Genomic DNA, 24,648 nt, shown 5'->3' with positions numbered 1-24,648 from the left:
TCCATGTTGTTGGAGCGACGAAGATTATGCCGAATGGGATTGGCGCGATCCTACCGCCAACCGCGCCCCGTCGAGCAGATGCGGCATAATCCGGATCGCGGCATTATGGCCAAGCTCATGCAGTGCGGTACGGTGCCAATTGATCGGCTCGAAATAGGCGGCCGGTGGCGGCACCTGCACATAATCTTCGGCCGGCGCATAGAAGGCGCGGTTGCCGCCGATGCGAAAGTCGATGCCCGTCGCTTTAACCAGGGCCTCAACCTGCGGCTCGATCATGCCGGGCGGCGGCATTGGTGCAGTGGTCGCGATGTCCGCGGGCAACCCGTCGCATTGATCGGTGTTGAAGACGGTGAAGCGCTTCAGGAACGCAATGGCTTGCGCTTCTTCGCCCGTCTCATACGCGCGGCGCTGTTGGTCGGCCGGCACGAAAAGGTCGGCATAGACCACGGTGGTCCCGCGCTCGCCTTTGCGGACATGAGCGCCGAGCGCGAGCGCTTGGCGGAACGTCAGCCAGCTCTGGCCCGCGAAGCCGCGCTCGATGACGGCTCCCCAAAGAATGAGTACGTTGATGCCGCCGTATTGCCGGCCGGACGTGGCGTTCTTTGGCATCGACAGCGGCGCCTCCGCTGCCGCAGTCCCCCACGGTTGAACCCAGGGCACGCGGCCGGCTTCCAGCTCGGCAATGATCTTGTCGGTGATTTCGTCATAAAGGCTTGCCCGGTCCTGGCCGGCGCGCGCGCGAGGGTGAAGTCTGGACATCGCGGGTCTCCGCGACGGGCGCTGCAAGCCTCTCTCGCAGCTCATAACCCGTCACGGCCGAACCCGGCCGCCCTCTTACTCTTTATGTCTGCCGCAGGAGCGCAGTGCCGGCGAGATCGCCAGACGAGCCCCCCGCACTTTCCGTCAGGAACGGAAGCCCGAACGGGTGAAAACCCCGGCCCCAGCCGGCGTTTCAGCGCAGACGACAGCTCGTTCCCGCAGGGAGACGCCCGCGAATCCAAATGCGGATCGGCGAATAACCAGGTTCCTGGTGATGCCGACTGATTCGCTTCTTCCATCGATCGCCGGTTGCAGTGTGTGTCTGACATTCGCCGCGGTGCTGGCCTGGATCGACCATCCCACCAACCGTCGGCCGCGCAGCAAAGCTTTCGAAAGGATGCGGGGGCCAGCATAGCGCTGCCTCATGAAAGGCCGCTTAGGATAGCGAGCGGCGGTCACGCGCCTGGAGTGAAGAATGACTGACCGTCAGCACTGGCGCCCTGTTCTGTCCGATTGCCCGGTGACCGGCCAGAAGGCAGGCGGGTTGCGGAGGAGACCTCCGCCCCCCCGGCACGCGCCATGAGATGGTGACCTGCCTCGCCTGCTCGGGCGTTCACCTCGTTGATCCCGTTCACGACGCGGTGCTCGGGGCCAAACGCAGCCAGGCGAAATAGCTGGTGACAAAAGAAAGCGCGGACGGAGATTCGATTGTCAGGCGTTGAGCCGGCTCAGCGTTCCGCGGTTGCGGAGGAGGATGCGGCGCGAGGTTTCCAGCGCGATGGTTCCGGCCTGCTCCAGCTGGGTGAAGGTCCGCGACACCGTCTCGATCGTCAATCCGAGATAGTCGGCGATGTCCTGACGCGACATCGGCAGTTCGATCGACTGAGCGGCGGCATTGCGGTCCGCCATTTCCAGCAGGAATCCGGCCAAGCGTTCTTCCGCGCTTTTAATCAGCACCATCGAGTGCTCGTGCATACGCTGCAGCTCGCGGACCGCAAGCGTCCAGAGCTGTTTGGCAACATCCTTTTCGTACTCGGCGCGGGCCATCACAGCGCTGCGCTTGGCGACCAGGACCTGCGCCTCCCTGATCGCTTCCGCCGAGGAGAGATGCACCTCGCCGGCTTCGACGCCGAAGATATCGCCGGGCAGATAGAAGGCACCGATCTGACGGCGGCCGTCGTCCAGCATGCGGAAGGTCCGCACCGCACCCGAGATGACCTGGTAGAGATATTTGGCCGGCTCGTCTTCGCCGTAAATTTCATTATTGCGCGCAAAGCGCATCGGAGCGCCGATCAAGCCCAGCGGGCCTTCGGGAAGCGGCCCCGACGGAACCGGAGCGGACGGACGAACGTGGATTGAGGAGTTGACGGTTGCGGCGGTGAGCATGACAGAACTCCGGTTCGATCGTTGATGCCGGCAGTCTGCCCGTTTCCTCAGGTTTCGGAACTCGGGTGGTTCCCTTAAGTATGAAACCGGAGCCATCGGCAATTTTTCGGGTTGCGCAGCGGTTCGTGCCCCGCTTGACGCAGCTCAAGGCGGTTCGGGCATTGTCTGTGCAACCATCGTCGGGCATTTCACGATGGCGGAAAGCAGCCATGAACCGACCAAGAGCATTCGTGTTGCGTCTGCTGCGTGACGAATGGCACGAATCGCCAGTGCGCCCTTCGATCGTGAGATCGAGGTTGCCATCATTGACGGCGGTATCATCGTGCCCGGCGGCTCATGCCTGCGCCACGGCGACGGCTGGCTCGATGCCGAAACGCAGAGGCCAGTAGACGTAACTGCCACGCACTGGCGCCACAGACGGCCGATGATGCAGCCGACGACCTGCTGTTGACAGGCAGGTGGCCATTCATTCACCGGATGGCGGATCGTCGAGCTTGCGGAAACCCCGCTCGGTTCGCCGCGCAGGCATCGTGATGGATACCGCTGATGGGCGTCACGGGGATTACGATCGCATTGCTGATGCTGGCGTTCGGTGGGGCGCGCTCGCCGGAGGATCCCTCACCTGGCCCGTCATCCGCGATCGCCCGCCACGCGGCGCCATCGAGATCGTCATATTGACCGTTCTTGAGTGACCACAGAAAGGCCGCAAGGCCGAGCACGCCGAGCGTGATGGCAAGCGGAACCAGATAGAGCAGGACTTCCATCAGATCATTTCCCTCTGCCGACGCGCGCGCAGGGCGTTGAGCATTACGAGCAGCGATGAGCCGGACATCGCAGCCGCGGCGATCAGCGGCGTCACCAGGCCGGCGATAGCCACCGGCACGGCGAGCGCGTTATAGATGACCGCGAGCCAGAGGTTCTGCCGCATCAGCTGCCGCGCTTTGCGCGAAACGGCGATCGCAGCTTCCACGGGTGCAAGCCGCTCGCTGAGAAACACGGCATCCGCCACGGCCTGGCTCATATGTGTCGCAGTGACCGGCGACATCGAGGCATGGGCGGCTGCCAGCGCCGGCGCATCGTTCAGGCCGTCGCCGACCATCAGCACCTTGTGGCCGTCGCGCTTGAGCCCATCGACGTGGACTATCTTGTCGACCGGGGTCACCTCGGCGCGCCATTGATAAATGCCGAGCGTCTCGGCAGCCGCCCGCACAGCCGGTTCCCGGTCGCCGGAAAGCATCTCGACGGTCAGGCCCATCCGATGCAGTGCAGAGACGACCTTCGCCGCATCGGGACGTATCCGCTGCCTGACCGCGAAGACATGGCGCGTCTCACCATGCCGGAACGCGACGACGGATGCCTCGGGATCGCTCTGGAGGATCTGGTTAGCCGCTTTATCCGCGCCACACCAGGACGGCCGCCCGAGCCTGATTTCAACTCCGGCGACCACGCCGAATACACCCTGCCCCGGCTCCTCCTCGATGCCCGGCAGCGGCACCTTGGCGCCGGCCGCACGCGCCACTGCTTCGGCTACGGGATGGCGGCTCGACAGCGCCAGCTGGCCCGCAAGATCGACGACATCCGGCGGGATGGCCGCAGCATTCGCAACGTCGAGCTCCGGCAAGGTCAACGTGCCTGTCTTGTCGAAGATCACGCGATCGACCTCGGCGATCCGCTCGATCGCGTCGCCCGAATTGAGCAACACGCCAGAGCCGAACAGCGCGCCGGAGGCCACCGTCTGTACCGCGGGGATGGCGAGGCCGAGCGCGCAGGGACAGGTGATGATGAGGACCGCGATCGCAATCACGATCGAATCGTGGAGCGTGGCGCCTGCGATAAGCCAGCCGATCATCGTCAGCAGTGCGGTGGCGTGGACGAGCGGGGCATAAAGCCTCGAGGCACGTTCGGCCAACCGCAGATGGCGCGAACGCGACTGCACGGCATTCTCAAGCAGTCGCGATATCTCCGACAGCAGCGTTCCTTCGGAGGCCGCCGACACACGCACGCGCAACGCGCCGGACCGCACCAGCATGCCCGCATAGATCGCACTTCCGGCTACCACCGTGGTCGGCAGTGTCTCGCCGGTGATCAGGCTCTGATCGATCTCGGAGCGGCCGCTGATGACGTTGCCGTCGACGGCCGAACGCTCGCCGGGACGGAGCAGCACGATGTCATCGGGGCGGATCGCAGCGACGGGAACGGTGCGGATCTCTTCCTGATTGATGAACTTGGTCGCGGTCTCCGCCTTCAGCGCGGCAAGATTGCCGGCAAAGGCGCGGGTGCGCCGCCGCATATTCTGGTCGAGATAGCGGCCAGACAACAGGAACGCGATCAGCATGATCGCCGCGTCGAAATAGGCGTGCTCGGCATGCATGGCCGTTTCGAGCAGCGACATCGACAGCGCAAGGACGATGCCGATCGAAATCGGCACATCCATGTTGACACCGCGCGCACGGAGCGCTCCGTAGGCCGACGAAAAGAACGGCTGGGCCGAATAGGCCGCGGCCGGCAGCACGATCAGCGCCGAGAGCCAATGGAAGAAGTCGCGCTGCTCGGGCAGCATGTCGCTGCCATTGCCGGACCAGACCGGCACCGACAGTATCATCACATTCATCGCCGCGAAAGCCGCAACGCCCAGGCGCCGCAGCAGCGCGCGCGCGCGTTCGGCTTCCTTCGTCTCCGCGGCGGCCGGCTCGAAGGGATAGGCCCTGTAACCGAGCTCGGCGAGACGATCGACGAAGAGCGCGGGATCCAGTGCCCCTGCCTTCCACTCCAGCGCCAGGCGCCGATCGGTCAGATTGACTCTCGCCGAGGTGACATCCGGAATCTTCGACATATTGCGCTCGATCTTGGCCATACAGCCGGCACAATTGATGCCTTCGATCGCCAGATCGAGATGCAACAAGTCCGTGCCGGACTTCTTCAGGTAGTGCGAGAAATCGATCGTTGATTGCATCGCCGCAGCCCTCAGTTCAGGACGACGCGGTTGCGCGACAGAAACAGGCGTTTTCCATCGCGGACGGCCTCGATCACAAGGTCCCACCGTCCTGCCGCAACGCCATGCGCGAGGCCGCGGTAGCTGCCGCCGCCGCCTTCCAAGATCTCGAGTGCCTGATCGGCTCTGCGGTCAGTCGGCCGCTGGAGCCGGCCGAAGACCGACAATCCGGTAAGCGGCACGCCGTCCTGTGCCCTTGCGTCCAGGTTCAGCCGGGTCGTTCCGTCGGCCTCACGTTCGATATGCGCATCGACCGTCCAATCGCGCTGGTCCTGCTGATGTGCGGCCTGGATTTCTTTTTGATAGGCAAGGCTCGCGCTATAGGCGCTGTCGACTTCGGTCCCCGGCAGCGTGGCGATGGCAAGCCGCATCATGACCACGTTGACGCCGATCACGACGGCAAAGAAGCAAACGACAGTGATCAGGACAAAGCGCCCGGTGATTGGTCGTATGGCCGATGAAGACGTCGTCATATCCGGTTTTCCTCTGATCTCAGGGCGTCACGAAATGATCGGTGGCGGAGGCGACCTCTCCGAGCCCGATGTCGGTGACACGGAATTTCACGGGCTGGGTCTTCTGCGCCTTCTCGTCGAAAGGTGCAGTCACCAGCACGCGCAGCTCGGTGGTCGTATCGCGCGCGAGGACGATCATCGGCCGGTCGGGCGTAACAAAGTCGACGCCGATGACGTGGATTTGCGCGTTGGCGGGGCCGTCGATATCGACGGCAATGACGCGGTCGAAACCGCGCTTATTGAGGAAGCGCAACGCGTAGCCATTGCGGATTGATCCATCGCTGAGCTTGACGACAACGGGATTTCGATCATGCAGCACGTTGACATCCAGCAGCGACCGCGTCAGCAGCGCATACAGCATCACCGCGCAGACCACGGCGATCAGCGACGCGTAAACGACCGTCCGAGCCCGGATCGGCTTGAATATCTCCGCCTGACCGGCGACCCGGTGCTGCACATTGATGTCGTTGTCGTAGCCGATCAGTCGCGTCGGCCGACCGATCTTCTTCATCACAGTATCGCAGGCGTCGATGCAGAGGCCGCACTGGATACAGCCAAGCTGCGCGCCCTCGCGGAGGTCGATGCCGGTCGGACAGACTGCGACGCACTGCCTGCAGTCGATGCAGTCGCCGACCTTCTCGCCCTGCGAGCGCAGGTCTAGTCCCTTCTTGACCGAACAGCGCGGCTCGCCGCGGTCGTATTTATAGGTGACGTTCAGCGCCCACTCGTCGGTCAGCGCGGCCTGGATGCGCGGCCACGGGCACATGTAGAGACAGACCTGCTCCCGCGCGTGGCCAGCCAGGAGATACGTCGAGGCCGTGAGAATGCCGATCCAGACAAAAGCGACCGCCGGCGCCTGGAAAGTGACGAGATCCTTCACGAGTGTCAGCGCATCCGAGAAATAGAGCACCCAGGCACCGCCCGTCCACCAGGCGATCATCAGCCAGATCGCGTGTTTCAGCACCCGCCGCGCCAGGCGGTTGGCCGTCATCGGACCGGCATCGGCCTTGATTCGCTCGCGGCGGTCGCCCTCGGTCCAGCGTTCCACCGCGTAGAACAGGTCGGTCCAGACTGTCTGCGGACAGACATAGCCGCACCAGATGCGGCCGCCGAGCGCGTTCGTCAGAAACAGCGTGAAGGCAGCGAGGATCAGCAGTCCCGTGAAGTAGTAGACCTCCTGCGGCCACAGCTCGATAAAGAAGAAATAGAAGCGCTGGTTGGGAAAATCGATCAGCACGGCCTGATCGGGCGCGCCGAGGCCGCGATTCCAGCGCACGAACGGCAGGAGGTAATAGACGCCGAGGCACAACGCCATCAGCCCCCATTTGATGCCGCGGAAGGTGCCGGAGACGCGCTGCGGGTAGACCTTCTTGTGCGGTGCGTAGAGCGGCATGTCATCATCGCCGCTGAAGAGCTCGTTCGGTTTGACGTTCTTGTTCATCGGAACGCTCATCAAAACTCTTCCGAAAACGCTACACGACAGTGCAGCGGTCGGGCTTGACCTACGTCAACCGAACAAGCACTCCGGCCTTTGTTATTTGCCGCCGCCCAGCGAGTGGACGTACACCGTCAGCGCCCTGATGGTGACAGGGTCGATACGACCGACCCAGGCCGGCATCACGCCGGCGCGGCCGTTGGTGATGGTCTCGACGAGAGTGGCTTCGTCGGAGCCATAGAGCCAGATCTTGTCGGTGAGGTTCGGAGCGCCGAGTTCCGGATTCCCCTTGCCTTCCTCGCCGTGGCAGGCCACGCAATTCTCCGCAAAGATCGTCTTGCCGGCCGCTATGTCATAGCTGGGTGCGGTCGAAAGCCCCGAAAGCGAGCGCACATAATTGGCAACCGTGACGATCTCGTCCTTCTTGAGGATGCCATCGCGGCCGAAGGCCAGCATCTGGCCTTCATGCGCCTTGGCGTTTTCGGATCGCGCACCGAACTGGATGGTTTGCATGATCTGGTCGAGCGAGCCGCCCCAGAGCCAGTCGTCGTCGTTCAGGTTGGGATAGCCCTTCGCGCCGGCGGCGCCGCTGCCGTGGCAGGGCGCGCAATTGTCGCCAAACACCGTCTTGCCCCGCGCCCGCGCCAGCGCCAGCAGCGCCGGATCTTTTTCGATATCGGCGAGAGACGCGTTGCCCAGCACCTTCATCCTTTCGCCGCGCTGGGTCTGCAGGCTAGTGAGTTCGTCAACCATGCTGGCGCGCGTCGAATAGTGAAATAGGCCCGTCGTATAGCCGCTCGCCAGCGGCCACGCCGGATAGACCGCCCAATAGCCGAGGGCCCAGATGATGGTGGCGTAGAAGGTCAGCACCCACCATCGCGGCAGCGGAGTGTTCAGTTCCTTGATGCCATCCCATTCGTGGCCCGTGGTCGAACGGCCGGAAACGTGGTCGATGTCGCTGTGCTCGCTCATCTGTCAATCCTCCCGCAGCGGCATCTTGGCCGCGGCATCGAACGGCGCCTTGTTGCGGGGACGCAGCGCATAAAAGACGATGGCGAGGAAGACGGCGACGAAGATCGGTGTCCAGAAATTGAGAACGAACTGCGACGCCGGGTTTTCGATCGAGATAATCGCTTTCATCGCCAATCACCTTCAACGCAGATTTGCTTTTTCATCGTAGAGCTTGAAGTCGACAAGAGTTCCCAGCATTTGCAGGTAAGCGACCAGCGCATCGAGTTCGGTGGGGTCGCCGGCCTTGCCGTCGAAGTTGCGGACAAGCGCTTTTGGATAGCGCTTCTGGAACGCTTCGGCATCCGCGCCGTCAGGATCGAGCTGGGCCTTGAGATCGGCTTTGGCGTGGGCGATCTGGTCGTCCGTATAAGGTACGCCGACAGCGCGGTTGGTCCGCAGATGCGCGGCGATGTCCTCAAGATTGACTACGGTCGCAGCCAGCGACGGATATCCCGGCATCACCGATTGCGGCACGATCGCACGCGGGTCGATCAGGTGCCGGACGTGCCAATCATCGGAATACTTGCCGCCGACCCGGGCGAGATCGGGACCAGTACGCTTCGAACCCCACTGGAAGGGGTGATCGTACATGCTCTCGGCGGCGAGTGAATAATGACCGTAGCGCTCCACTTCGTCGCGCAGCGGACGGATCATCTGCGAATGACAGAGATAGCAGCCTTCGCGGACATAGATGTTGCGGCCGGCGAGTTCGAGTGGCGTGTAGGGACGAACGCCGTCGACCACCTCGATCGTGCTCTTGAGGTAGAACAGCGGCGTGATCTCGACGAGACCGCCGATCGCGATGACGACGAGGATTCCGGCGATCAGGATGATCGCGTTCTTTTCGACGATTTTGTGTTGATTCCAGAAGGACATGGGATGACCTATTCGGCAAGCTGGAGCTGTCCGTCGGCTTGTGCCTCCTCGGCTTCGCCGGCCCTGACCGTCATCCAGAGATTGAAGGCCATGATCATCGCGCCGACCAGGAACAGCGCGCCCCCGGCCGCGCGGATGATGTAGAATGGATGCATGGCTTCGACGGACTCGATGAAGGAATATTCGAGGAAGCCGAGCGAGGTGTAGGCGCGCCACATCAGGCCCTGCAGGATCCCCGACACCCACATCGCCGAGATGTAGAGCACGATGCCGGTCGTCGAGATCCAGAAGTGCCAGTTCACGAGCTTGAGGCTGTAGAGCTGACGGTTCCAGATCCAGGGGACCAGGCAATACAGGGCGCCGAAGGAGATGAAGCCGACCCAGCCGAGCGCGCCGGAATGGACATGGCCGATGGTCCAGTCGGTGTAGTGGCTGAGCGAGTTGACGACCTTGATCGACATCATCGGCCCTTCGAAGGTCGACATGCCGTAGAAGGCGACCGAGACCACCATCAAGCGCAGCACCGGATCGGTGCGCAGCTTGTCCCAGGCGCCGGACAGGGTCATGAGCCCGTTGATCATGCCGCCCCAGGACGGCATCCAAAGCATGATGGAGAAGGTCGTGCCCAGCGTCTGCGTCCAGTCGGGCAGCGCGGTGTAGTGCAGATGATGCGGACCGGCCCAGATGTAGAGGAAGATCAGCGCCCAGAAGTGGATGATCGACAGCCGGTAGGAGTAGATCGGCCGGTTGGCGCGCTTCGGAATGAAGTAGTACATGATGGCGAGAAAGCCGGCAGTCAGGAAGAAGCCGACCGCGTTATGGCCGTACCACCACTGGAACATCGCATCCTGCACGCCGCCCCAGGCGATGTAGGATTTTGAGCCGAGCAACGACACCGGCAACGCGGGATTATTGCCGAGGTGCAGCACCGCGATGGTGACGATGAAAGCGAGATAGAACCAGTTGGCGACGAAGATGTGCGGCTCCTTGCGCTTCACCAGCGTCATCAGGAACACCAGCAGATAGGTGACCCAAACGATGGTGAGCCACAGGTCGGAGTACCACTCGGGCTCCGCGTACTCCTTCGACTGCGTGACGCCGAGCAAATAGCCGGTGCCGGCGATCAGGATGAAGAAATTGTAACCGAGCACGACGAACCAGGGCGCGAGATCGCCGGCGAGCCGTGTGCGGCAGGTTTTTTGCACGACGTAGAACGAGCTCGCGATCAGGACATTGCCGCCGAAGGCGAAGATCACGGCCGACGTATGCAGCGGCCGCAGGCGGCCGAAGGTGGTCCAGGGCAAATCGAGATTAAGCGCAGGCCAAGCGAGCTGGCATGCGATGATCAGCCCGACGGTAAAGCCCGCGATGCCCCAGAACATCGCCGCCACAGATGCAAACTTGACCGGACCCAGATTGTAATTGGGTCGCCCGTTGATCTGCTGCGGCGGCAGTTCGGCCGGGCGATCATGGTAGCGGTTGAGGATCGCAAACGTGGCCAGGATGCTGGCGCCGCACCCGAGCGATGCGTGAAATGCAAACGGGGCGTCATGCGCAGACCCGGCACCGATCAGGCACAGGAACGCGAGTACCGCAAACAACGGCCACAACACCGCTTCTCCGACCGTCATCGATTTTGCACTGGCGGAGGCGTTCGTCATGGTGCGCATCCTTGGGAATGGAACGCAATCAGGGAAACACACGCGCGAGGCACACAGTTTGATCGATATCAATTGCGGCCTGCGGGAAACGGCAGGATCCGAGAGGTGCACCGACGCACTTCGTCTGCCAACGCTCGTAACGTTTGCTCATTTGGGCAGTGCTGTGCCGGGTTGGCTCGCCGCTCGTGATTCAAATCCCTGGTGCAGCGCGCCGTGGACGAGCATTGGCTGCACACCCGCTGCAGATCGCGGAGCACGTCACCGTGAGATGCTGCCAGATCGTCCTCGGCAAGGCCCGCATGGGAGAGGCGCCCGCTCAGGGACTGAAGCGAGCCCGAAGGCTTCAAGGTAAGCGCAGCGAGTTCCGCCCTTGAAAGATTGAGCTCGCGCGCAATGGTCTCCATCTCCCCGGAGTCCAGCTGCTGCATCTCGTTCCAGCGAGCCATGACACGTTTCAAGCGGTCAAGGAGATTGCTCAACAGCCTACTGCGCTTGTTGCCGGCCGCTTGGACGCACATGATTTGACGACCTGTGCCCCATCTTTCGGTCATGTCTTAAATTCGCCAACGGGCTTCGTCGTTGACGCAGATCAAATTGCCTTGCTGAACTGTGCTGCCGGCGAGCTTCTGTAGGTGTCGAAGGTTGCGGCGATGACGCGAACGACGGCCCGGCCGGCTTCCGTTACCGTCAATCTCCCGCCGTCGATCTCGACCAATCCGTCCGATTGCATCGGTGCCAGCATCGCCATTTCATCGCGAAAATCGACGTTTGGTGCGACGGCATCGAGACCGACGGCGAAGTCACACATCAGCCGCTCGATGATCCGCGCACGCTGCTGGTCCCTTTCGTCGAGCCGGCATCCCCTGGCCGGGGCGAGTGAGCCCGCCTCGATGGCGCTGACGTATCTGGGGACATCGGTGACGTTCTGAACGAAACCGTCCGCGAAAGTCGATATCGAGGAGGCGCCGAGCCCGAGAAGGACGCGGCTGCCATCGTCGGTATAGCCCTGGAAGTTGCGATGTAGCTTGCCGGTGGCCGCGGCCTGCCCGAGCGTATCGCCGGGTTTTGCAAAGTGATCGATGCCGATTCTCACATAACCGGCGCGAATCAACTCCTCAGACATGGCCTCGGCTTGATCGATGCGCTGGTCCTGCGACGGCAGCTTGGCTCCATCGATCTGCCGCTGGTTGGCCTTGAGCAGCGGCAGGTGCGCATAGCCGAAACAAGCGATGCGATCCGGCGCCATCGCTGCAACCAACGCACAAGTCCTGCGAATCGAGGCTGCTGTCTGCAGCGGCAGGCCATACATCAGATCCAGGTTCAAATATTCGATTCCGGCCGACCGCAAGCGCTCGACCGCCGTCTTGATGACAGACAGCGGCTGGAGGCGGCCGATCGCGGCCTGAACCAGAGGATTGACGTCCTGTACACCCAGGCTGGCACGGGTGACACCGCGCTCCGCGAGAGCGTCCACGAGCGAGACACTTACGTGACGAGGATCGAGTTCGATCGCGTGCTCGAAGCCGTTCGCAAACGGGAATTGCCTGCGCAGGGCAGCGATGACGGATCGCAAACCGTCAGGTCCGAGAATGCTGGGCGTGCCGCCACCCCAGTGCAGCCGGGAAATTTCGGGCCTCTCCCCGACGAGGCTCGCAACAAGATCAATCTCCGCCTCCAGCGCTTGGCGATAGGCATCGATCACATCGTCGCGCACCGCCATCTTGGTGTTGCAGCCACAGTACGGGCATATCTCGCGGCAATAAGGCACATGAAGGTAGACCGAGACGGCCTGACGCCCATCGAGCCCGGCGAGCCAGGCCTCGTGGTCTTTCGTGCCAATGTCGGCCGAGAAATCGGCAGCAGTCGGATAGGAGGTATAGCGCGGCACATTGTAGCCGGCATAGCGGCGAACGACGGTGTCCAAGATATTCGCCCTGCTAGGACGCCCAAGCCCGCTCCAGCGCGGTCGGCGTCCGGAATACGACGGCATCCGCGAAGATGGTCCAATCGTGGACCTGCTTCTGCCGACAGAAGTCGGCTTCGGCTCGCCGAACTGCTTCCGTCAGTGACGGAGCTTCGATGGTGAATGCGGCCTGGCACGCGCGATGCTCGTGCCCGGTGTCGTCGCAAACGGTCTTGATGAAGCGCACATCAAATGAGGGCATTGTGTTCTCCTGTTTGCTGACATTTTGCGCAGAACCGGAGCGACGGTCTGGAGCAAGATCATTCAGACATCGCTCCTGATCGCCGATCCAGCCGCAACAACGGCAAAGCCGATGATCAGGATGACAGCAACGAGTCACAACAGGACTGAGATCCCAGTCGTCATCTGCGATCGATTGTCCGGCATCAAGCGTCGGGAAACCGAGCAGAACGCTTGCGATTTGAATGATGGCTCCGCCTCGCCTGTCGAATGGCCAGCTCCTCCTCGTCCAACTCAAGCACGCCGTTGCATCACGGACGCGAACGGCTGAGACGCTGAAGGCGCGACACGGCTTGTCTCCGCCTTCTCGGAAAGCTTCAGACCGAACGACCCGGCCGTCCACAGGTGGGCGGACCGAGGACGCCATACAGCGGGCAAAAGAGCAAGAGCGCGGTCGCCAGCACGTAGAGGCCGATAACGCCAAAAAACCTCGCGCTTTCGACGTAAGGTCCATCGTTCAAAACATACGCGGTAACGGCAAAGCTAACCGCGGCGCGGACCATTTGATCGACGATTCCGATGTTTCGGGGCATTTCCCACCTCCCAGTTTAGCAAGGACATCCTTAGCCCGGGGAAACAGTGCGCGTGTTGATCTCGATCAACTGTCGCTATCACTTGATCCAGCTCGAGGACCAGTTGCGTGATTGCTGCATGATCGCGCAATCAAACCCGCGACCCGCGAAGAGACCGCCATGTATGGATTTCTCGAGGAGACAGTTCAGCACAACATGAGGCGGTGCGCGAGCGCCGTCGCTCCGGAGATGACGGTTGGTGATCTCTTGCACCTGTTCACCACCATGGTCGTGGGCGAGTATCCGGTCGAGAGCAACAGCTGGTCGGGATCGTCTCGGGAGCCGATGCACTGAAGGCTTTCGCTCCGAGCCAGGCCGGCATCCTGCCGCAGTACGATGAAATGATGGGCACGACCATCGAAGGGATCATGTCGCACCATGTCATGACGGTCGATGCTGAGACGAGATTACAGCGCGTGCTGCACTCGATGGAAAAGTATCACTTCAAGAGCTCGCCCGTCGTCGACGCCGGCAGCCGGCTCCCGGGTGTGATCGTGCGTAAGGATGTTATCCGGGCGCTCGCACGCTGCAACCGACGCCAGTCTTCAGCGCAAGCACCGGCACTGGTCGCGCCTCCCGACCGGCGGCTACGCGATGCCTCGCTGCCCCACGTCTCACAGACCCGCAGCGAGCGCGAGACGCATCAGTTCGGACATGCTGCGCGCCCTCGTCTTCGCCATGAGATTGGCACGGTAGACCTCGACGGTGCGCGGACTGATACTGAGGTCATGCGCGATGACCTTGTTGATCTTGCCGGCCACGAGTCCCTGCAGCACGTCGTGCTCGCGCGGCGACAGGTCGGCCAGCCGCGCCGCGGCCACCGTTCGAGCTGAATCCTCGCCCAGAGTGGAGGGACGAACGTCGATCGCAGCGCGGATCGCGTCCAGGAGCGCCGCATCGTCGAACGGCTTTTCAATGAAATCCGCAGCACCCGCCTTCATCGCCTCCACCGCGAGCGCAACGTCGCCGTGACCGGTGATCAGGATCACAGCGCCGGATGCTCCCTCGCGCTTTAGCCTTCTAACCAGCTCGATGCCACTCATGCCCGGCATGCGAATATCACAGATGACGCAGCTCAACGTCTTGGCGCTGGCGCCAGCCAGAAAGGCATCGGCAGTCTCGTAGACCCGCGACTTGTATCCATTGACGTCGAGCAGGAATGCCAGCGAATCGCGCATCGCAGCGTCGTCGTCAATAACGTGAATGACCGTCTTATCGTTCATCAGCCGTCTCCGGTTCGGCGAAAGGCAGCGTAAACTCAAACACGGTGCCGCCCCCATCGTTGGGACGCGCCGCGATGCGGCCACCATGTGCTTCAATGATGCTTCGGCAGATTGAAAGACCTACACCCATGCCGTTTGCCTTGCTGGTCACGAAGGGTTGGAACAGCTTCTCGGCGATCTCCGGCGCGATGCCCGCGCCAGTATCGGTAACGGAGAAGAATGCGAACCTGCTTTGGCGGGCGACGCCGATGGTCAGTTCGCGCCGGCTGGTCGTTTCCATCGCCTCGATGCCGTTCCTGATGAGGTTGAGCCCGACTTGCTGGATCTGGACCTTGTCGACAACGACTTCGGGAAGATCGTGATCACAGCGCAGCGACACGCGCACACCCTGCTCCTTGGCGCCGACCAAGGCCAGCGCAGCCGCCTCCTCGAGCAGCGTTGCCGGGTTCTCGATGGTGTGCTCGGTCTCGCCCTTGGCGACGAACTCCCGCAGGCGCTTGACGATGTCGCCGGCGCGCAACGCCTGGTCGGCGCTGCGGTCCATAGCGTCGTGCACGCGCCGCTTGTCAACCTCGCTCGCCTTCAGCAGGGTCGCGGCACCGCGTAGATAGCTCGTGATCGCGGACAATGGCTGATTGAGCTCGTGCGCGAGCGAGGAAGCCATCTCGCCCATGGCGGTCAGCCGCGACACGTGCACCAGCTCGGACTGCAGCTCCTGCATACGGCGTTCCTGGGTTCTGCGTTCGGTCAGATCGCGGACGAAGCCGGTAAAGTACCGTTCGGCGCCAACCTTGGCCTCGCCCACTGCGAGCTCCATCGGAAACGTCGAGCCGTCCTTGCGCTCGCCGACCACGATCCGCCCGATCCCGATGATGCGACGCTCGCCCGTGGAGCGGTAGCGATCGAGATAGCTATCGTGCTCGGCCCGGTAGGGTGTGGGCATCAGGGTCGAGACATTCTTTCCGATCGCCTCCACGGCCGACCAGCCGAAGAGGCGCTCGGCTGTGACGCTGAAGGAGCGCATGATGCCCCGCTCATCGATCACGACCATGGCTTCCGGGACGGTATCCAGGATCGACTGAAGCTGCGCCTGCCGATATCGGGCGTCTTCGGACTCTCGCCGCAGCCGGTCGCCGATCAGGCCGAGGATGGGTCCCATGACCGCGAAGAACGAGACTTCGATCAGGTTCGCCGGCTTGCTGTAGAGGCCCGCTCCGAGGAAATAGGCGCTGCTTCCAAGACAGAGCAGAGTTGCGAAGATCGCGGGCCCACAACCGCCAGCAAATGCCGCAAAGGCTACGACCGGAACATAGATCACGGTGAAGGTCCGATCCTCGAAATAATGATGCAAGGCAAGGCTCACGAAGAAGATGAAAGCGGCGGCGCCGGCCGCCGCCCCGTAGCGAAGCCAAACTCGGCCTTGTGCTGTCATTCAGTGACCCGATGCAGAAACGAGCGCGCCTTACGAGAAGGCACGGTGATCGCCGCCTCATAGCACGACTGGCCGTCTTTCTGGCAAGAGGGGGCTGGAGCAAACTAGTCTTTCGCGGGCCACGGACGCCAGTGCGTCGGATGGATGACAACCCGCTCACGGGTCGTATCCTTGACCCAGCCGCTCGGAGTGCGACGGCAGGCGAAGATCAGCGGATGCACGCGATTGCCTTCGATCACGGCGAGCTCGAGCGCTCGCTCATACGGGGCTGTCGAGATTGCTTCCCAAACCGCTCGCTCGTCCATTACCTTCATCTCGCAGGGTACCCTCGCCCGCCCGGGGAGCATGCAACGGTCGCGCATCCAGCGCCTTGGCGGGACTTTCTATAAAGAATGCAACACTAGCAACGCTTCCCGCCGGGGTATTGACGCAGCTCAAGGACCACGCGCCGCCGTTCTCCCTCAATCCGGCGAAGCGGTCATCGCCGTGCTGTTTGCGTCACCACAACAGGCGACGGCACCGGGCGCGCAGACTGGCACCATGAAAGCGATCGCGCTCCCGACCATCGAGCCGACCGTTGACACAGTCATTCAGCGTTGGCCTTCGAGCACCCGAATCTCCCTCAATTTCGGCTTGCATTGCGTCGGCTGCCCGATCGCGACCTTCCACTCGGTCGAAGATCTCGCCCGGCGAGACGGAGCGCACCACGATCCGGCGGCCCTGAGGTGTCGTCTATTCAACGCGCCAATGGCTGCGCAACAGCACGAAGAACGACTTCGCATCGGTCGCTGCGCAACGACAGCGGTGTCCTCATCATATCGGACGGAGCGCGCCTCGCGCGAAATCTCGTCGGGCTCTCCAGGTGCAAGTCCGGACAACAACGGGATTTCGGCCACGACCGAACGGTCGATTGCCGCATTTTCTCTCTCCGCGACAGCTCCATAGTGTCCATAAAAACACGGAAATTCGTCGGAAACATTGCGTCAGCTCAAATCTCGACCGGCGATCCAGCGCTAGTTAATGGTCCATCAACCCGAGATGACAGGAGATCACAATGCACAAGGCGTCGCTTCTGGCCGGCGCAGCGATGCTGACCATGACGAGCTTCGCTGCCGCCGCCGAAATCGAGGTCAAGATGCTGAACAAGGGTTCGGACGGCCGCATGATGGTATTCGAGCCGGCGCTGGTGAAAATCGAACCCGGCGATACCGTCAAATTCGTTGCCGCCGACAAGGGACACAGTGCCGAGACCGTCAAGGGCATGTTGCCGGACGGCGCGGCTCCCTTCGTCGGCAAGACGAGCGAAGACATCAGTGTGAAATTCGATCAGGCCGGCGTCTATGGCGTGAAGTGCCTGCCGCATTACGCCATGGGCATGGTGGCGGTAATCGTGGTCGGCGCACCGACCAACATCGATCAGGCCAAGGCGGTGCCGCAGGTCGGCAAAGCCAAGCAGATGTTTGCGACGCTGTTTGAGAAACTGGAAGCCGCCAAGACCCCCTCCAAGTAGGAGAAGTCCAGCCGCCGAAGGTGGGACGCGGGACCGACCGCCCCCGACGAGCGACTCAAGGGCGACTTCGGGCAACGCGTTGGCATCGGTCTCGCATTTGTGATATCGTCCCGGGCGTTGCGCGTGTCGATACACGGCGTGCGCATGTTCACTGAGACGATTTCTGACAGAGGACGAGATGGCCAAGAAAGCGAAGAAGGCGAAGAAGACCGCGAAAACAGCCACCAAGAAGGTGGCAAAGAAAACCTCAAAGAAAAAGAAGTAGTCGCAGCCGCGACTGAGAAGGTGCCACTTCCGGGTCGCGTCCTGGGCGCAAAGCGAAACCTCTCCAAAGGATGTGAAATTTCCTTTGCAGCCGTTCGGTATCGCGGCAAGGTAAGACAAGGCCGGACCTGTGTGCAGGAGGCTGCTGCATAATGACCCGGTCTTCGTTTCTACCCCGGCGAATGGCATGATCTGCTCTTGCGCGAAGGATCGAAGCCGAACGCCGTGACGCGCCCAAGCGGCTCGGTTCATATGTGGACGGCCCCCGACTTGCAAGGATTGGCTAGGGCAGCATGCTCGGATGGGCTTCGCGAACAGTGAGATCCAAACACGAGAACGGCATTTGCTGCCCGTGAACCGAGCGGAAACTCTCCCTGTTCGGCTTGCGCCGATCACACCACCTCTTCCTATCCTGCAAGTTCCGGCCTCAGCGTCAGTCCTGCGGGGCTGACGCCCAACTCGGCATTTCGTTTATGCCTATGTCGGTGTCGCCATTGGAACTGCGTTACCAATGGGTCGATAGCATTCCCCGCTGATCGGCTTTCATCTTCGCATTCCGGACGGAAATGGGATCAAGCCCGCGCGCCTACATGCGAAAAGCAATTGACAGGCGTCGCGCCTCATCGCCGATGCCGCCGAGACCACGTCGTCAAGATTCACGTTCCGCGACAAGCTAAACCACAAACCGCTGGAGATGCGTGAGTATGGTTTCATGTGCGTCGTGGATGATCCAATGACCAATGCCCGGCAGATGTATGATTTCGGCCTCGGCGCCGAGTGCTTTGAGGAATGTCTCGCGAGGTTCGAGCGCGATACTTTCGGCCGGGCCGGCCGTAGCCAGTTACGGTGCGCCAGTTTTCCACTGCTTCACCAACACGCTCGATCAAGCAGACCATCCTATTCCCAAGGAGAGTTTGGCATGCGGCCACAAGAAGTCGTTTTCTCGTGGAGAGCTTGTGGCGATCTATACCAAAGCCGGCTGGGATAACTTACGGTCCGATCATTGCATTAAATGGGATTCGCACGCCGGTATTCCAATTCACCCTCACTGCATCGAGAAAGTTGTGGCTCGCAAGCCAATTGGATCTGAAAATCTCTCGCGAATGAGAGCTGAGCCCATCAAGGCATCCGGAGTAATTCCGGCCAAACAGTTTGATATCGGGACATCGAAACGGGCGCTGCCGCCGCCCGTGCAACCGGCACCCGGCCTCAGTCCCAGGTGCAATTCTTGGCGGAAAGCACCCGTTTCGTCCCCGAAAGCTCGAATGTCGCCTGCGTCCAGGGTGCCTTCATGATTCCCCGCTTCCTTCCCGTCACGTGCGGGTGCGTTTTTTACGACCGCGGCGCTGGTCGCCTTCGGCACGACCATCACGCCGTCATCATCCGCGCTGACGATGTCGCCCGGCTGGACGGCGATCGGCTGATTGATCGTCCCGAGCGTCTCCTTGACGGCGCCCTTCGCGAAGAGCCCATAGCTGAACACCTTGAAGCCGAGCTCGCGGATCGCCGGCCCGTCGCGCCGGAAGTCTCCTGCCAAAAGAACAAGCCGGCGCTTTTTGCAAAGATTTTTATGTTGTTGAATTTATTTGGTCGAGTGGCGATGAAAACGTGCCGCAGGCTCGCCTACCCGAATGAGATTCAGCTGTTCGCCAACCCGATGGGGCGCGGGCATTAGAATGCCTCGATCAAAGCGGTGAAGAATGCAAAAACGACCGGAGTGGGTGGACGACATCGATTGGGACGACCTCTATCCAAGAGTCCTCGCTGTCGCCTATCGGATGAGTGTCGGCCGAGCGAACAGGCGGCACGAAGCCGAACACCTTGCGCAAGAAGCTATTACGCGGAGCCTCACAACGAGGGCGGTTGATTTAAAAAAATACGAACTCTTCGTCTATCTCGTCGGCATCATGCGAAGCATTCGCAGCGATCAGATGAGGTCACCAGGCGCAAGGTTGTTCGATTTCGATGATGAAGCGGTGATCCGCTTCCCCGCGCGTCCCACTCAAGACGACGCGCTGTCGATCGCGAGTCTTTCGCGACTCATCGAACAACAGGACCCAGGGGCCAACCAAGTGGCGATGCATATGCTCGCAGGACTGAGAACCTCGCGTGAAATAGCCGAGTCCATGAGTGTTTCTCCTCAAAAAGTGGACGCGCTCAAGAAGAATTTGCGCCGCATCATTCTGGAGCTTGGAGGGAACGACTTGCGCGTCAAGCGTAAGCCGCCGTCTGGCACCAAGATCGCTGATCTGGAGGAGTAAACATGGATAAATCGCTTATCGAAACGATCTTGGCTCGCCTCGACGCGAACCCGCCGGAAGATCATACGGATGTTCTCGATTATCCGGACGCCGTCATTCGAGAGGAACTGCGAGCAGCGGGACTGCGCCCCGAAATGCCGCAGGCATTGCGCGAGCTCACGGGAAAGTCTCAGGGCGATCCGAAGCCTCGGGGAGAACTCCACCCACATGGGCGGTTCGGCGCTGCTGCAAACTCCATTGCACGCATATTCACTGCGCGATGGTGCTTGCGTCTAGGGTTCGGAATAGCTGGCGTCGCTCTAATTGTGAGTACGATTACGATGACCGTATTCTCGCTCCAGTTGCAAGCTGAAGTTGCCGAGATGCACTGGATCAACCAATCCCTGAAGCCTGCGCGCTCGGAATCGCTATCGAATGTCGTCGCCTCGTTCGTGAGGCAGCAAAAGGAAGTCACGGCAGAGCTAAAGAACAGGCAAAATGAGATTTCCGAGATTGCCTTACAGATCAAGACAGCGCGGGCTTCCTTTGCCAATCGGGAAGGACAGATCATGCTCTCCCCTCCGGCAATCCAAGAGACTCAAGCCTCTGGAATGAAGGATCGGACATTGTCCTTGGCTCATGCGATGCCATCCACATCGAAGGTAATCGGGATGCCAAGATTGAAGCGCGACGTTAACTCGTCCATCGACCTTGAGAAACTCGGTTATATGAGCAGTGTTCGGTGCTCGCCATTGCCAACCAATACCGACAAAATCGAGCCCTGAGAGCTAGCAATCAAGCCCGCGAGTGCACTCTCACTCGCCGGCTTCTTCTAGATGCCCACCGCATGAGCAATCGCCATCGCGAAGTAGATCATTGCGATGGCAGCGTAACTCGCGCAGATGATCAGGGTCTCCTTGTTCATTCTCTGGCTCCTTGCTCATTCAATTCGTTCGCCGTCGATTGGCCGGTCGCAACGTCAGCTTTGTTTGAAAACCGCCAATGAACCCAGGCGACGACCAAATAGATGACCGAGATTGCGATATATCCTTGCGCCTCAAGCATCCAAAACGCCTCCATCCAGCCTGTCGTTACTCAGTAAGGCGGGCCAGGTTCTGGATTTCGGATCGCGCGATGGCGATTACTCAAGGAAAGCAAATTACAATTCAAATGAGATGTTCGCGCCGCGGCTCGAGACTGGCGCGAGATTCCCATCCCGAGGTCGATTTTAGTTCACCTCGTGCTTCGCCAATTTCCCATAACCACTAGCGGCCGCCCGCTTTGGCGGGTCTCGAAATAGCCAGAAAACGTTCGCCGCTTGAACATTCGACCCGCTGGTAGTCGCGCAGTACGCCGATGCCTTCAGGCGGCCGGACAGACAAGACGTGCGGGCCGCGGCAAATCATGCGGCCAGGAAACACCCGTTGCGGGCGCGGCGGCGGGATGCGCTTGACCGCGCGTTCGAGAATCTGGCTCTCGACCGGCGTCAGGCGAAAGACGCGTTCCGGTCCGAGCCGTGTCCGCAACGTATCGACCAGCGCTCCAACATCGGCGTTCATCTCCTCGCCGCTGCCATACCGGTCGATCGTCCGCCGCTCGGTCAGCGCCTCGACCAGAAGGACGTCAGCACGGCGCGTCCCATGCCAAAACCCGGATCAACAAGGACGAGACGCGCTTTGAGGGGGTTACCAAGATGTTTCGGTCGCGGTGCGACCGTGCGGTGCCGACCCCGCTTGGCGCTATCGATACGCTGAAACAAGATATCGCCCCCAAATACCGCCTCAGCAACATGGCCTGTGTGTTCTTCCATGTTCGTATAGTCTGGCAACATAGTCGGGTGTCGACCAGCATGTAGCGGGGCCGCGGCTGACACCCGCCGCGATCGATGTGAAGCGGCTAATTTGGTTCGCCCACAATGAAGAGGAAGCCCTCCTCGGGAACTGAGGCAAGAGTGTCAATCGCCCAGTCAACTTTGGCGCGATCAAACAGTTCGATCATCTCTACAGCCTCGGCAGAACGTTTCGATTTATCGGTGGCGGCGCTCGCGCCAAAGGCGAAGTCGAGTCCGTGGCCACTAATAGAATCGGCCCTTTTTACCGAAACGTCCCATTGCGCCGCCGAAAACACGTCCGCGATTGCATGAACATTGCGCGGATTTCCATTAAGCCGATGGTGTACCTGTAGAGGGAGCAGGAGTTGTCGGTCTCTACTTGTACGCGCGGCGGATCCGCCCTTTCACGACGGACGATCATCGCGGCGGCGGCGAGAAGCAGCACAACGCCCGTCGTGATGACACGCTCGTCCAGCACGATGAAACCGCTGATGAGCGGCGTCGGTATTCGAATGATTTCGGTCCAGCCCTCGATTTCGGTGCAGCCCTGCTGCTCTTTGACGAAAGCTTCGACGCTTATGCTGTTGTGTCCGTGACTAACACGACAAACGACGGCCATCCACCCGGCGACAAAGCAAGACCGATGGTGAGCACGAAGGAGGTGTTCGCCCATAGCATGGGCTCCAGCAACGCTTTCGCTGATCTCGGCCTGCCAAAGGTCGGGAAGATCAACTGAAAGCCGCCCTCGTTGTCCAGTTGAAGCGGCTGGCGGTAGAACGAGACATAACGCAGACTGAAGCCGCCAAGCTGGTTGAGAAGAAGCAGCCGGACCTGTCCAAGCTGCTTCGAGGGCATTTCAAGCTGGTTTCAGTGGAAAAGCTGCTGCGCATGCTGACGGCGTTCGACCAGGACGTTGAAATAACGCTAAAGCCTCATCGGAAGCGTGGCGAGCCTGGCCGGATCACGGTTACTGCGGCTTAGTGCCACGGAATGGGAGGGTTCATGACATTTAACGCGACCGCGGTTGGTGCCGTACATGAACCCACCCTCAATTGCCCGAATTGCAGTCATGAGATCCGGTTGACGGAATCGCTTGCCGCGCCCCTTCTCGCCGAGACGCGCCAGCGGTTTCAGGAACAGCTGGCCAACAAGGATGCGGAAATCGCCCGCAAAGCGGAAGCTCTCCGCGGTGAGCGTGAGCAGCTTCAAAAGGACCGCGAGCAGGTCGAAGACCACGTGGCTCAACGATTGGCCGAGGAACGCAGCCGGCTTGTCGCGGCAGAGGCCAAGAAAGCACGAGACGCGGCGGCGGCCGAGTTGCAGGCCCGAACCAATGAAGCGGTGGAGCTTCGGCAGGTGCTAGAGGCCAACAACGCCAAGCTGGCTGAGGCGCAACAGGCACAGGCTGAACTCATGCGGCGGCAGCGGGCTCTCGACGAGGAGAAGCGAGAGTTGGACTTGACCGTTGAGAAGCGTGTCCAGGCCTTGGTTGATCAGATCCAGACAAAGGCCAAGCAGGAGGCTGACGAAGCTGCTCGGCTGCGGGTCGCAGAGAAAGATCAGACGATTGAGTCGATGTCCCGCACGATCGAGGAGTTGAAGCGTAAGGCCGAACAAGGATCGCAGCAGTCACAGGGCGAGGTCCTGGAGCTTGAGCTCGAAGCGCTTCTGCGCGGTCGTTTTCCGACTGATCTGGTCGAGGCAGTGGGAAAAGGCGAGCTTGGCGCTGACGTGGTTCAGCAAGTCAACGGGTCGATTGGGCAGCCGGCGGGCATCATTCTCTGGGAATCGAAGCGTACCAAAGCCTGGAGTGACGGATGGCTTGGTAAGCTTCGGGACGATCAGCGCCGGTGCGGAGCTGATGTCGCTCTCATCGTATCCCAGGCACTTCCCAAGCAAGTTGAGCATTTCGATCTTGTCGATGGCGTGTGGGTGACGCACCCCCGTTGTGCTCTGCCGGTGGCCGTTGCTCTGCGCCAGGCACTTATCGACGTCAACGGTTCGCGGCTTGTCCAGCAGGGCCAGCAAACCAAGATGGAGCAGGTTTATCACTATCTGACCGGCACCAAGTTCAGGCAGCGCGTGGAAGCCGTCGTCGAAAAGTTCAACGACATGCGTGAAGATCTCGACAGGGAACGCAAATTCATGGGCCGACAGTGGGCCAAGCGGGAAACCCAGATATTGGCTGTCGTCGACTCCACCGTGGGAATGGTGGGAGATCTTCAGGCCATTGCCGGCAAGGCAATGCCGGACATTCCAAGTCTGGACATGCCACTGCTGGAGAATGGGATCGACCCCGGCCGCAAGGCAGGATGAGAAACGATGGCGCGTCTCGCAGGCCTCATTCTTATCTGCGATGAGCCAGTCCGGGACGCGGAAGACCCTACGCCATATCCATCAACTTGACCGTCACGCCGGCCCGGGGGTCTCGTGACCTTGTGCTTTTGGATAGCGAGCGCGAGGTGCTCATAGGTGAGCGGGCTTGTTGCGGACTGCCGAAGGTCCCGGCGCGCTCGACCTAAGCTCGAATCTTATTCGATCTTCCTAGGGGATTGACCTGTGAATTTGCTCGAACAGGGCGAGCAATCCACCTATAGTTGCCTCAAAAGAGTATGTGGGGCGTTTGTTGTTGGGGGATTCGGCCGGAAAAGGCCAAATCGCCATACGATATGATACAATCGGGTTCTTTCTCCGTATCCATTTGAACCGTCGTGTAGACATCCGTCGCCTCCCATAGACGA

General features: G+C 61.0%; 28 protein-coding genes and 3 pseudogenes. 10 read left to right on the top strand and 21 right to left on the bottom strand.

The genetic code is table 11. From position 1 onward, the window contains the following. Window positions 1–105 precede the first annotated feature (105 nt). The 14 genes and pseudogenes from ACP2YO_RS12655 to ACP2YO_RS12590 all read right to left on the bottom strand — a co-directional run. Window positions 106–759 (bottom strand): annotated as a pseudogene (locus tag ACP2YO_RS12655) (ArdC family protein); the annotation flags it as partial. Between the two features lie 711 nt (window positions 760–1,470). Next, entirely contained in the window at window positions 1,471–2,145 is a 675-nt protein-coding gene (locus tag ACP2YO_RS12650; protein WP_426441162.1) for a helix-turn-helix domain-containing protein, read from the bottom strand. Window positions 2,146–2,753: 608 nt separating this feature from the next. Beyond that, window positions 2,754–2,909: pseudogene (ccoS, locus tag ACP2YO_RS12645) on the bottom strand (cbb3-type cytochrome oxidase assembly protein CcoS); the annotation flags it as partial. After that, window positions 2,909–5,098 (bottom strand): heavy metal translocating P-type ATPase, encoded by a 2,190-nt coding sequence (locus ACP2YO_RS12640; RefSeq protein WP_426441161.1) that lies wholly within the window; start codon window positions 5,096–5,098, stop codon window positions 2,909–2,911. The gene ACP2YO_RS12640 and the pseudogene ccoS, both read right to left, overlap by 1 nt. Window positions 5,099–5,109: 11 nt before the next feature. Beyond that, a complete protein-coding gene (locus tag ACP2YO_RS12635; protein ID WP_426441160.1) occupies window positions 5,110–5,610 on the bottom strand; it encodes a FixH family protein in 501 nt (166 codons plus the stop codon). A gap of 19 nt (window positions 5,611–5,629) precedes the next feature. Further along, window positions 5,630–7,090, bottom strand: a complete 1,461-nt coding sequence (gene ccoG / locus ACP2YO_RS12630; RefSeq protein ID WP_426443158.1) for a cytochrome c oxidase accessory protein CcoG — start codon at window positions 7,088–7,090, stop codon at window positions 5,630–5,632. Between the two features lie 93 nt (window positions 7,091–7,183). Further along, a complete protein-coding gene (gene ccoP, locus ACP2YO_RS12625; RefSeq protein ID WP_426441159.1) occupies window positions 7,184–8,056 on the bottom strand; it encodes a cytochrome-c oxidase, cbb3-type subunit III in 873 nt (290 codons plus the stop codon). 3 nt (window positions 8,057–8,059) lie between these two features. After that, the gene (locus tag ACP2YO_RS12620; protein ID WP_426441158.1) at window positions 8,060–8,224 is read right to left on the bottom strand and encodes a cbb3-type cytochrome c oxidase subunit 3; all 165 of its coding nucleotides are present in this window, start codon (window positions 8,222–8,224) and stop codon (window positions 8,060–8,062) included. Between the two features lie 12 nt (window positions 8,225–8,236). After that, complete coding sequence (gene ccoO / locus ACP2YO_RS12615) at window positions 8,237–8,971, bottom strand: cytochrome-c oxidase, cbb3-type subunit II (protein WP_426441157.1); 735 nt, start codon at window positions 8,969–8,971, stop codon at window positions 8,237–8,239. Window positions 8,972–8,979: 8 nt separating this feature from the next. Further along, window positions 8,980–10,602 carry a cytochrome-c oxidase, cbb3-type subunit I gene (gene ccoN, locus ACP2YO_RS12610; RefSeq protein ID WP_426443157.1) on the bottom strand — a complete coding sequence of 541 codons (1,623 nt, stop codon included), beginning with the start codon at window positions 10,600–10,602 and terminating at the stop codon, window positions 8,980–8,982. A 98-nt stretch (window positions 10,603–10,700) separates the two neighbouring features. Further along, a complete protein-coding gene (locus ACP2YO_RS12605; protein WP_426441156.1) occupies window positions 10,701–11,183 on the bottom strand; it encodes a hypothetical protein in 483 nt (160 codons plus the stop codon). Window positions 11,184–11,221: 38 nt separating this feature from the next. Beyond that, on the bottom strand, window positions 11,222–12,559 hold the full coding sequence (hemN, locus tag ACP2YO_RS12600; protein ID WP_426443156.1) for an oxygen-independent coproporphyrinogen III oxidase: 1,338 nt from the start codon (window positions 12,557–12,559) through the stop codon (window positions 11,222–11,224). A gap of 10 nt (window positions 12,560–12,569) precedes the next feature. Beyond that, window positions 12,570–12,797 carry a hypothetical protein gene (locus ACP2YO_RS12595; protein WP_426441155.1) on the bottom strand — a complete coding sequence of 76 codons (228 nt, stop codon included), beginning with the start codon at window positions 12,795–12,797 and terminating at the stop codon, window positions 12,570–12,572. Window positions 12,798–13,152: 355 nt separating this feature from the next. Then, complete coding sequence (locus ACP2YO_RS12590; RefSeq protein WP_426443155.1) at window positions 13,153–13,338, bottom strand: YgaP family membrane protein; 186 nt, start codon at window positions 13,336–13,338, stop codon at window positions 13,153–13,155. A gap of 189 nt (window positions 13,339–13,527) precedes the next feature. Here ACP2YO_RS12590 and ACP2YO_RS12585 point away from each other — a divergent pair, with 189 nt between their 5' ends. Then, entirely contained in the window at window positions 13,528–13,701 is a 174-nt protein-coding gene (locus ACP2YO_RS12585; protein ID WP_426441154.1) for a hypothetical protein, read from the top strand. 47 nt (window positions 13,702–13,748) lie between these two features. After that, window positions 13,749–13,871, top strand: a pseudogene (locus ACP2YO_RS12580) (transcriptional regulator); the annotation flags it as partial. Window positions 13,872–14,021: 150 nt separating this feature from the next. Here the strand turns inward: ACP2YO_RS12580 and fixJ are convergent. The 3 genes from fixJ to ACP2YO_RS12565 form a co-directional block, all read right to left on the bottom strand. Then, window positions 14,022–14,630, bottom strand: coding sequence for a response regulator FixJ (gene fixJ, locus ACP2YO_RS12575; RefSeq protein ID WP_426441153.1), 609 nt, complete (start codon window positions 14,628–14,630; stop codon window positions 14,022–14,024). Then, complete coding sequence (locus ACP2YO_RS12570) at window positions 14,620–16,062, bottom strand: PAS domain S-box protein (RefSeq protein WP_426441152.1); 1,443 nt, start codon at window positions 16,060–16,062, stop codon at window positions 14,620–14,622. Before ACP2YO_RS12570 ends, fixJ begins: the two co-directional genes overlap by 11 nt. Before the next feature lie 104 nt (window positions 16,063–16,166). After that, window positions 16,167–16,367, bottom strand: a complete 201-nt coding sequence (locus ACP2YO_RS12565; RefSeq protein ID WP_426441151.1) for a hypothetical protein — start codon at window positions 16,365–16,367, stop codon at window positions 16,167–16,169. 40 nt (window positions 16,368–16,407) lie between these two features. On the opposite strand from ACP2YO_RS12565, the gene ACP2YO_RS12560 reads away from it, so the two are divergent. The 3 genes from ACP2YO_RS12560 to ACP2YO_RS12550 all read left to right on the top strand — a co-directional run bounded on the left by ACP2YO_RS12560 (window position 16,408) and on the right by ACP2YO_RS12550 (window position 17,989). Further along, on the top strand, window positions 16,408–17,007 hold the full coding sequence (locus ACP2YO_RS12560) for a hypothetical protein (protein ID WP_426441150.1): 600 nt from the start codon (window positions 16,408–16,410) through the stop codon (window positions 17,005–17,007). A gap of 109 nt (window positions 17,008–17,116) precedes the next feature. Beyond that, entirely contained in the window at window positions 17,117–17,572 is a 456-nt protein-coding gene (locus ACP2YO_RS12555) for a pseudoazurin (protein ID WP_426441149.1), read from the top strand. Between the two features lie 144 nt (window positions 17,573–17,716). Further along, on the top strand, window positions 17,717–17,989 hold the full coding sequence (locus ACP2YO_RS12550) for a hypothetical protein (protein ID WP_426441148.1): 273 nt from the start codon (window positions 17,717–17,719) through the stop codon (window positions 17,987–17,989). 892 nt (window positions 17,990–18,881) lie between these two features. Here the strand turns inward: ACP2YO_RS12550 and ACP2YO_RS12545 are convergent. After that, window positions 18,882–19,373, bottom strand: coding sequence for a hypothetical protein (locus tag ACP2YO_RS12545; RefSeq protein ID WP_426441147.1), 492 nt, complete (start codon window positions 19,371–19,373; stop codon window positions 18,882–18,884). A gap of 184 nt (window positions 19,374–19,557) precedes the next feature. Between ACP2YO_RS12545 and ACP2YO_RS12540 the strand changes: the two genes are divergently transcribed. Together ACP2YO_RS12540 and ACP2YO_RS12535 are read left to right on the top strand one after the other, a co-directional pair. After that, window positions 19,558–20,097, top strand: a complete 540-nt coding sequence (locus ACP2YO_RS12540) for an RNA polymerase sigma factor (RefSeq protein ID WP_426441146.1) — start codon at window positions 19,558–19,560, stop codon at window positions 20,095–20,097. 2 nt (window positions 20,098–20,099) lie between these two features. Next, window positions 20,100–20,861 (top strand): hypothetical protein, encoded by a 762-nt coding sequence (locus tag ACP2YO_RS12535; RefSeq protein WP_426441145.1) that lies wholly within the window; start codon window positions 20,100–20,102, stop codon window positions 20,859–20,861. A 136-nt stretch (window positions 20,862–20,997) separates the two neighbouring features. Here the strand turns inward: ACP2YO_RS12535 and ACP2YO_RS12530 are convergent, their stop codons facing one another. From ACP2YO_RS12530 to ACP2YO_RS12520, 3 genes are all read right to left on the bottom strand, one after another. Continuing rightward, the gene (locus tag ACP2YO_RS12530; protein ID WP_426441144.1) at window positions 20,998–21,141 is read right to left on the bottom strand and encodes a hypothetical protein; all 144 of its coding nucleotides are present in this window, start codon (window positions 21,139–21,141) and stop codon (window positions 20,998–21,000) included. 200 nt (window positions 21,142–21,341) lie between these two features. Beyond that, a complete protein-coding gene (locus tag ACP2YO_RS12525) occupies window positions 21,342–21,635 on the bottom strand; it encodes a hypothetical protein (RefSeq protein WP_426441143.1) in 294 nt (97 codons plus the stop codon). Between the two features lie 337 nt (window positions 21,636–21,972). Next, window positions 21,973–22,203 carry a hypothetical protein gene (locus ACP2YO_RS12520; RefSeq protein WP_426441142.1) on the bottom strand — a complete coding sequence of 77 codons (231 nt, stop codon included), beginning with the start codon at window positions 22,201–22,203 and terminating at the stop codon, window positions 21,973–21,975. A gap of 83 nt (window positions 22,204–22,286) precedes the next feature. Between ACP2YO_RS12520 and ACP2YO_RS12515 the strand changes: the two genes are divergently transcribed. From ACP2YO_RS12515 to ACP2YO_RS12505, 3 genes are read left to right on the top strand one after another with little or no spacing between them, the layout of a single operon-like run. Further along, window positions 22,287–22,643, top strand: coding sequence for a hypothetical protein (locus ACP2YO_RS12515; protein WP_426441141.1), 357 nt, complete (start codon window positions 22,287–22,289; stop codon window positions 22,641–22,643). Window positions 22,644–22,663: 20 nt separating this feature from the next. After that, complete coding sequence (locus ACP2YO_RS12510; RefSeq protein WP_426441140.1) at window positions 22,664–22,888, top strand: helix-turn-helix domain-containing protein; 225 nt, start codon at window positions 22,664–22,666, stop codon at window positions 22,886–22,888. Window positions 22,889–22,909: 21 nt separating this feature from the next. Next, window positions 22,910–24,223, top strand: a complete 1,314-nt coding sequence (locus ACP2YO_RS12505; protein ID WP_426441139.1) for a DUF2130 domain-containing protein — start codon at window positions 22,910–22,912, stop codon at window positions 24,221–24,223. Window positions 24,224–24,648: the final 425 nt, after the last annotated feature.

The sequence above is a fragment of the Bradyrhizobium genosp. P genome (assembly GCF_049949265.1).
GTDB lineage: Bacteria > Pseudomonadota > Alphaproteobacteria > Rhizobiales > Xanthobacteraceae > Bradyrhizobium.
This window is presented reverse-complemented; position numbering and strand designations above follow the sequence as displayed.

What these genes read in the sequence shown, in the direction of transcription:
- ACP2YO_RS12570 (WP_426441152.1), bottom strand. Translation starts at nt 16,062, where the DNA reads ATGACAGCACAAGGCCGAGTTTGGCTTCGCTACGGGGCGGCGGCCGGC.
- ACP2YO_RS12620 (WP_426441158.1), bottom strand. Translation starts at nt 8,224, where the DNA reads ATGAAAGCGATTATCTCGATCGAAAACCCGGCGTCGCAGTTCGTTCTC.
- ACP2YO_RS12530 (WP_426441144.1), bottom strand. Translation starts at nt 21,141, where the DNA reads ATGCTTGAGGCGCAAGGATATATCGCAATCTCGGTCATCTATTTGGTC.
- ACP2YO_RS12650 (WP_426441162.1), bottom strand. Translation starts at nt 2,145, where the DNA reads ATGCTCACCGCCGCAACCGTCAACTCCTCAATCCACGTTCGTCCGTCC.
- ccoO (WP_426441157.1), bottom strand. Translation starts at nt 8,971, where the DNA reads ATGTCCTTCTGGAATCAACACAAAATCGTCGAAAAGAACGCGATCATC.
- ACP2YO_RS12585 (WP_426441154.1), top strand. Translation starts at nt 13,528, where the DNA reads ATGTATGGATTTCTCGAGGAGACAGTTCAGCACAACATGAGGCGGTGC.
- ACP2YO_RS12590 (WP_426443155.1), bottom strand. Translation starts at nt 13,338, where the DNA reads ATGGTCCGCGCCGCGGTTAGCTTTGCCGTTACCGCGTATGTTTTGAAC.
- ACP2YO_RS12505 (WP_426441139.1), top strand. Translation starts at nt 22,910, where the DNA reads ATGACATTTAACGCGACCGCGGTTGGTGCCGTACATGAACCCACCCTC.
- ACP2YO_RS12605 (WP_426441156.1), bottom strand. Translation starts at nt 11,183, where the DNA reads ATGACCGAAAGATGGGGCACAGGTCGTCAAATCATGTGCGTCCAAGCG.
- ACP2YO_RS12640 (WP_426441161.1), bottom strand. Translation starts at nt 5,098, where the DNA reads ATGCAATCAACGATCGATTTCTCGCACTACCTGAAGAAGTCCGGCACG.
- ACP2YO_RS12565 (WP_426441151.1), bottom strand. Translation starts at nt 16,367, where the DNA reads ATGGACGAGCGAGCGGTTTGGGAAGCAATCTCGACAGCCCCGTATGAG.
- ccoG (WP_426443158.1), bottom strand. Translation starts at nt 7,090, where the DNA reads ATGAACAAGAACGTCAAACCGAACGAGCTCTTCAGCGGCGATGATGAC.
- fixJ (WP_426441153.1), bottom strand. Translation starts at nt 14,630, where the DNA reads ATGAACGATAAGACGGTCATTCACGTTATTGACGACGACGCTGCGATG.
- ccoP (WP_426441159.1), bottom strand. Translation starts at nt 8,056, where the DNA reads ATGAGCGAGCACAGCGACATCGACCACGTTTCCGGCCGTTCGACCACG.
- ACP2YO_RS12535 (WP_426441145.1), top strand. Translation starts at nt 20,100, where the DNA reads ATGGATAAATCGCTTATCGAAACGATCTTGGCTCGCCTCGACGCGAAC.
- ACP2YO_RS12560 (WP_426441150.1), top strand. Translation starts at nt 16,408, where the DNA reads ATGCAACGGTCGCGCATCCAGCGCCTTGGCGGGACTTTCTATAAAGAA.
- ACP2YO_RS12635 (WP_426441160.1), bottom strand. Translation starts at nt 5,610, where the DNA reads ATGACGACGTCTTCATCGGCCATACGACCAATCACCGGGCGCTTTGTC.
- ccoN (WP_426443157.1), bottom strand. Translation starts at nt 10,602, where the DNA reads ATGACGGTCGGAGAAGCGGTGTTGTGGCCGTTGTTTGCGGTACTCGCG.
- ACP2YO_RS12595 (WP_426441155.1), bottom strand. Translation starts at nt 12,797, where the DNA reads ATGCCCTCATTTGATGTGCGCTTCATCAAGACCGTTTGCGACGACACC.
- ACP2YO_RS12525 (WP_426441143.1), bottom strand. Translation starts at nt 21,635, where the DNA reads ATGAACGCCGATGTTGGAGCGCTGGTCGATACGTTGCGGACACGGCTC.
- ACP2YO_RS12550 (WP_426441148.1), top strand. Translation starts at nt 17,717, where the DNA reads ATGTTCACTGAGACGATTTCTGACAGAGGACGAGATGGCCAAGAAAGC.
- ACP2YO_RS12555 (WP_426441149.1), top strand. Translation starts at nt 17,117, where the DNA reads ATGCACAAGGCGTCGCTTCTGGCCGGCGCAGCGATGCTGACCATGACG.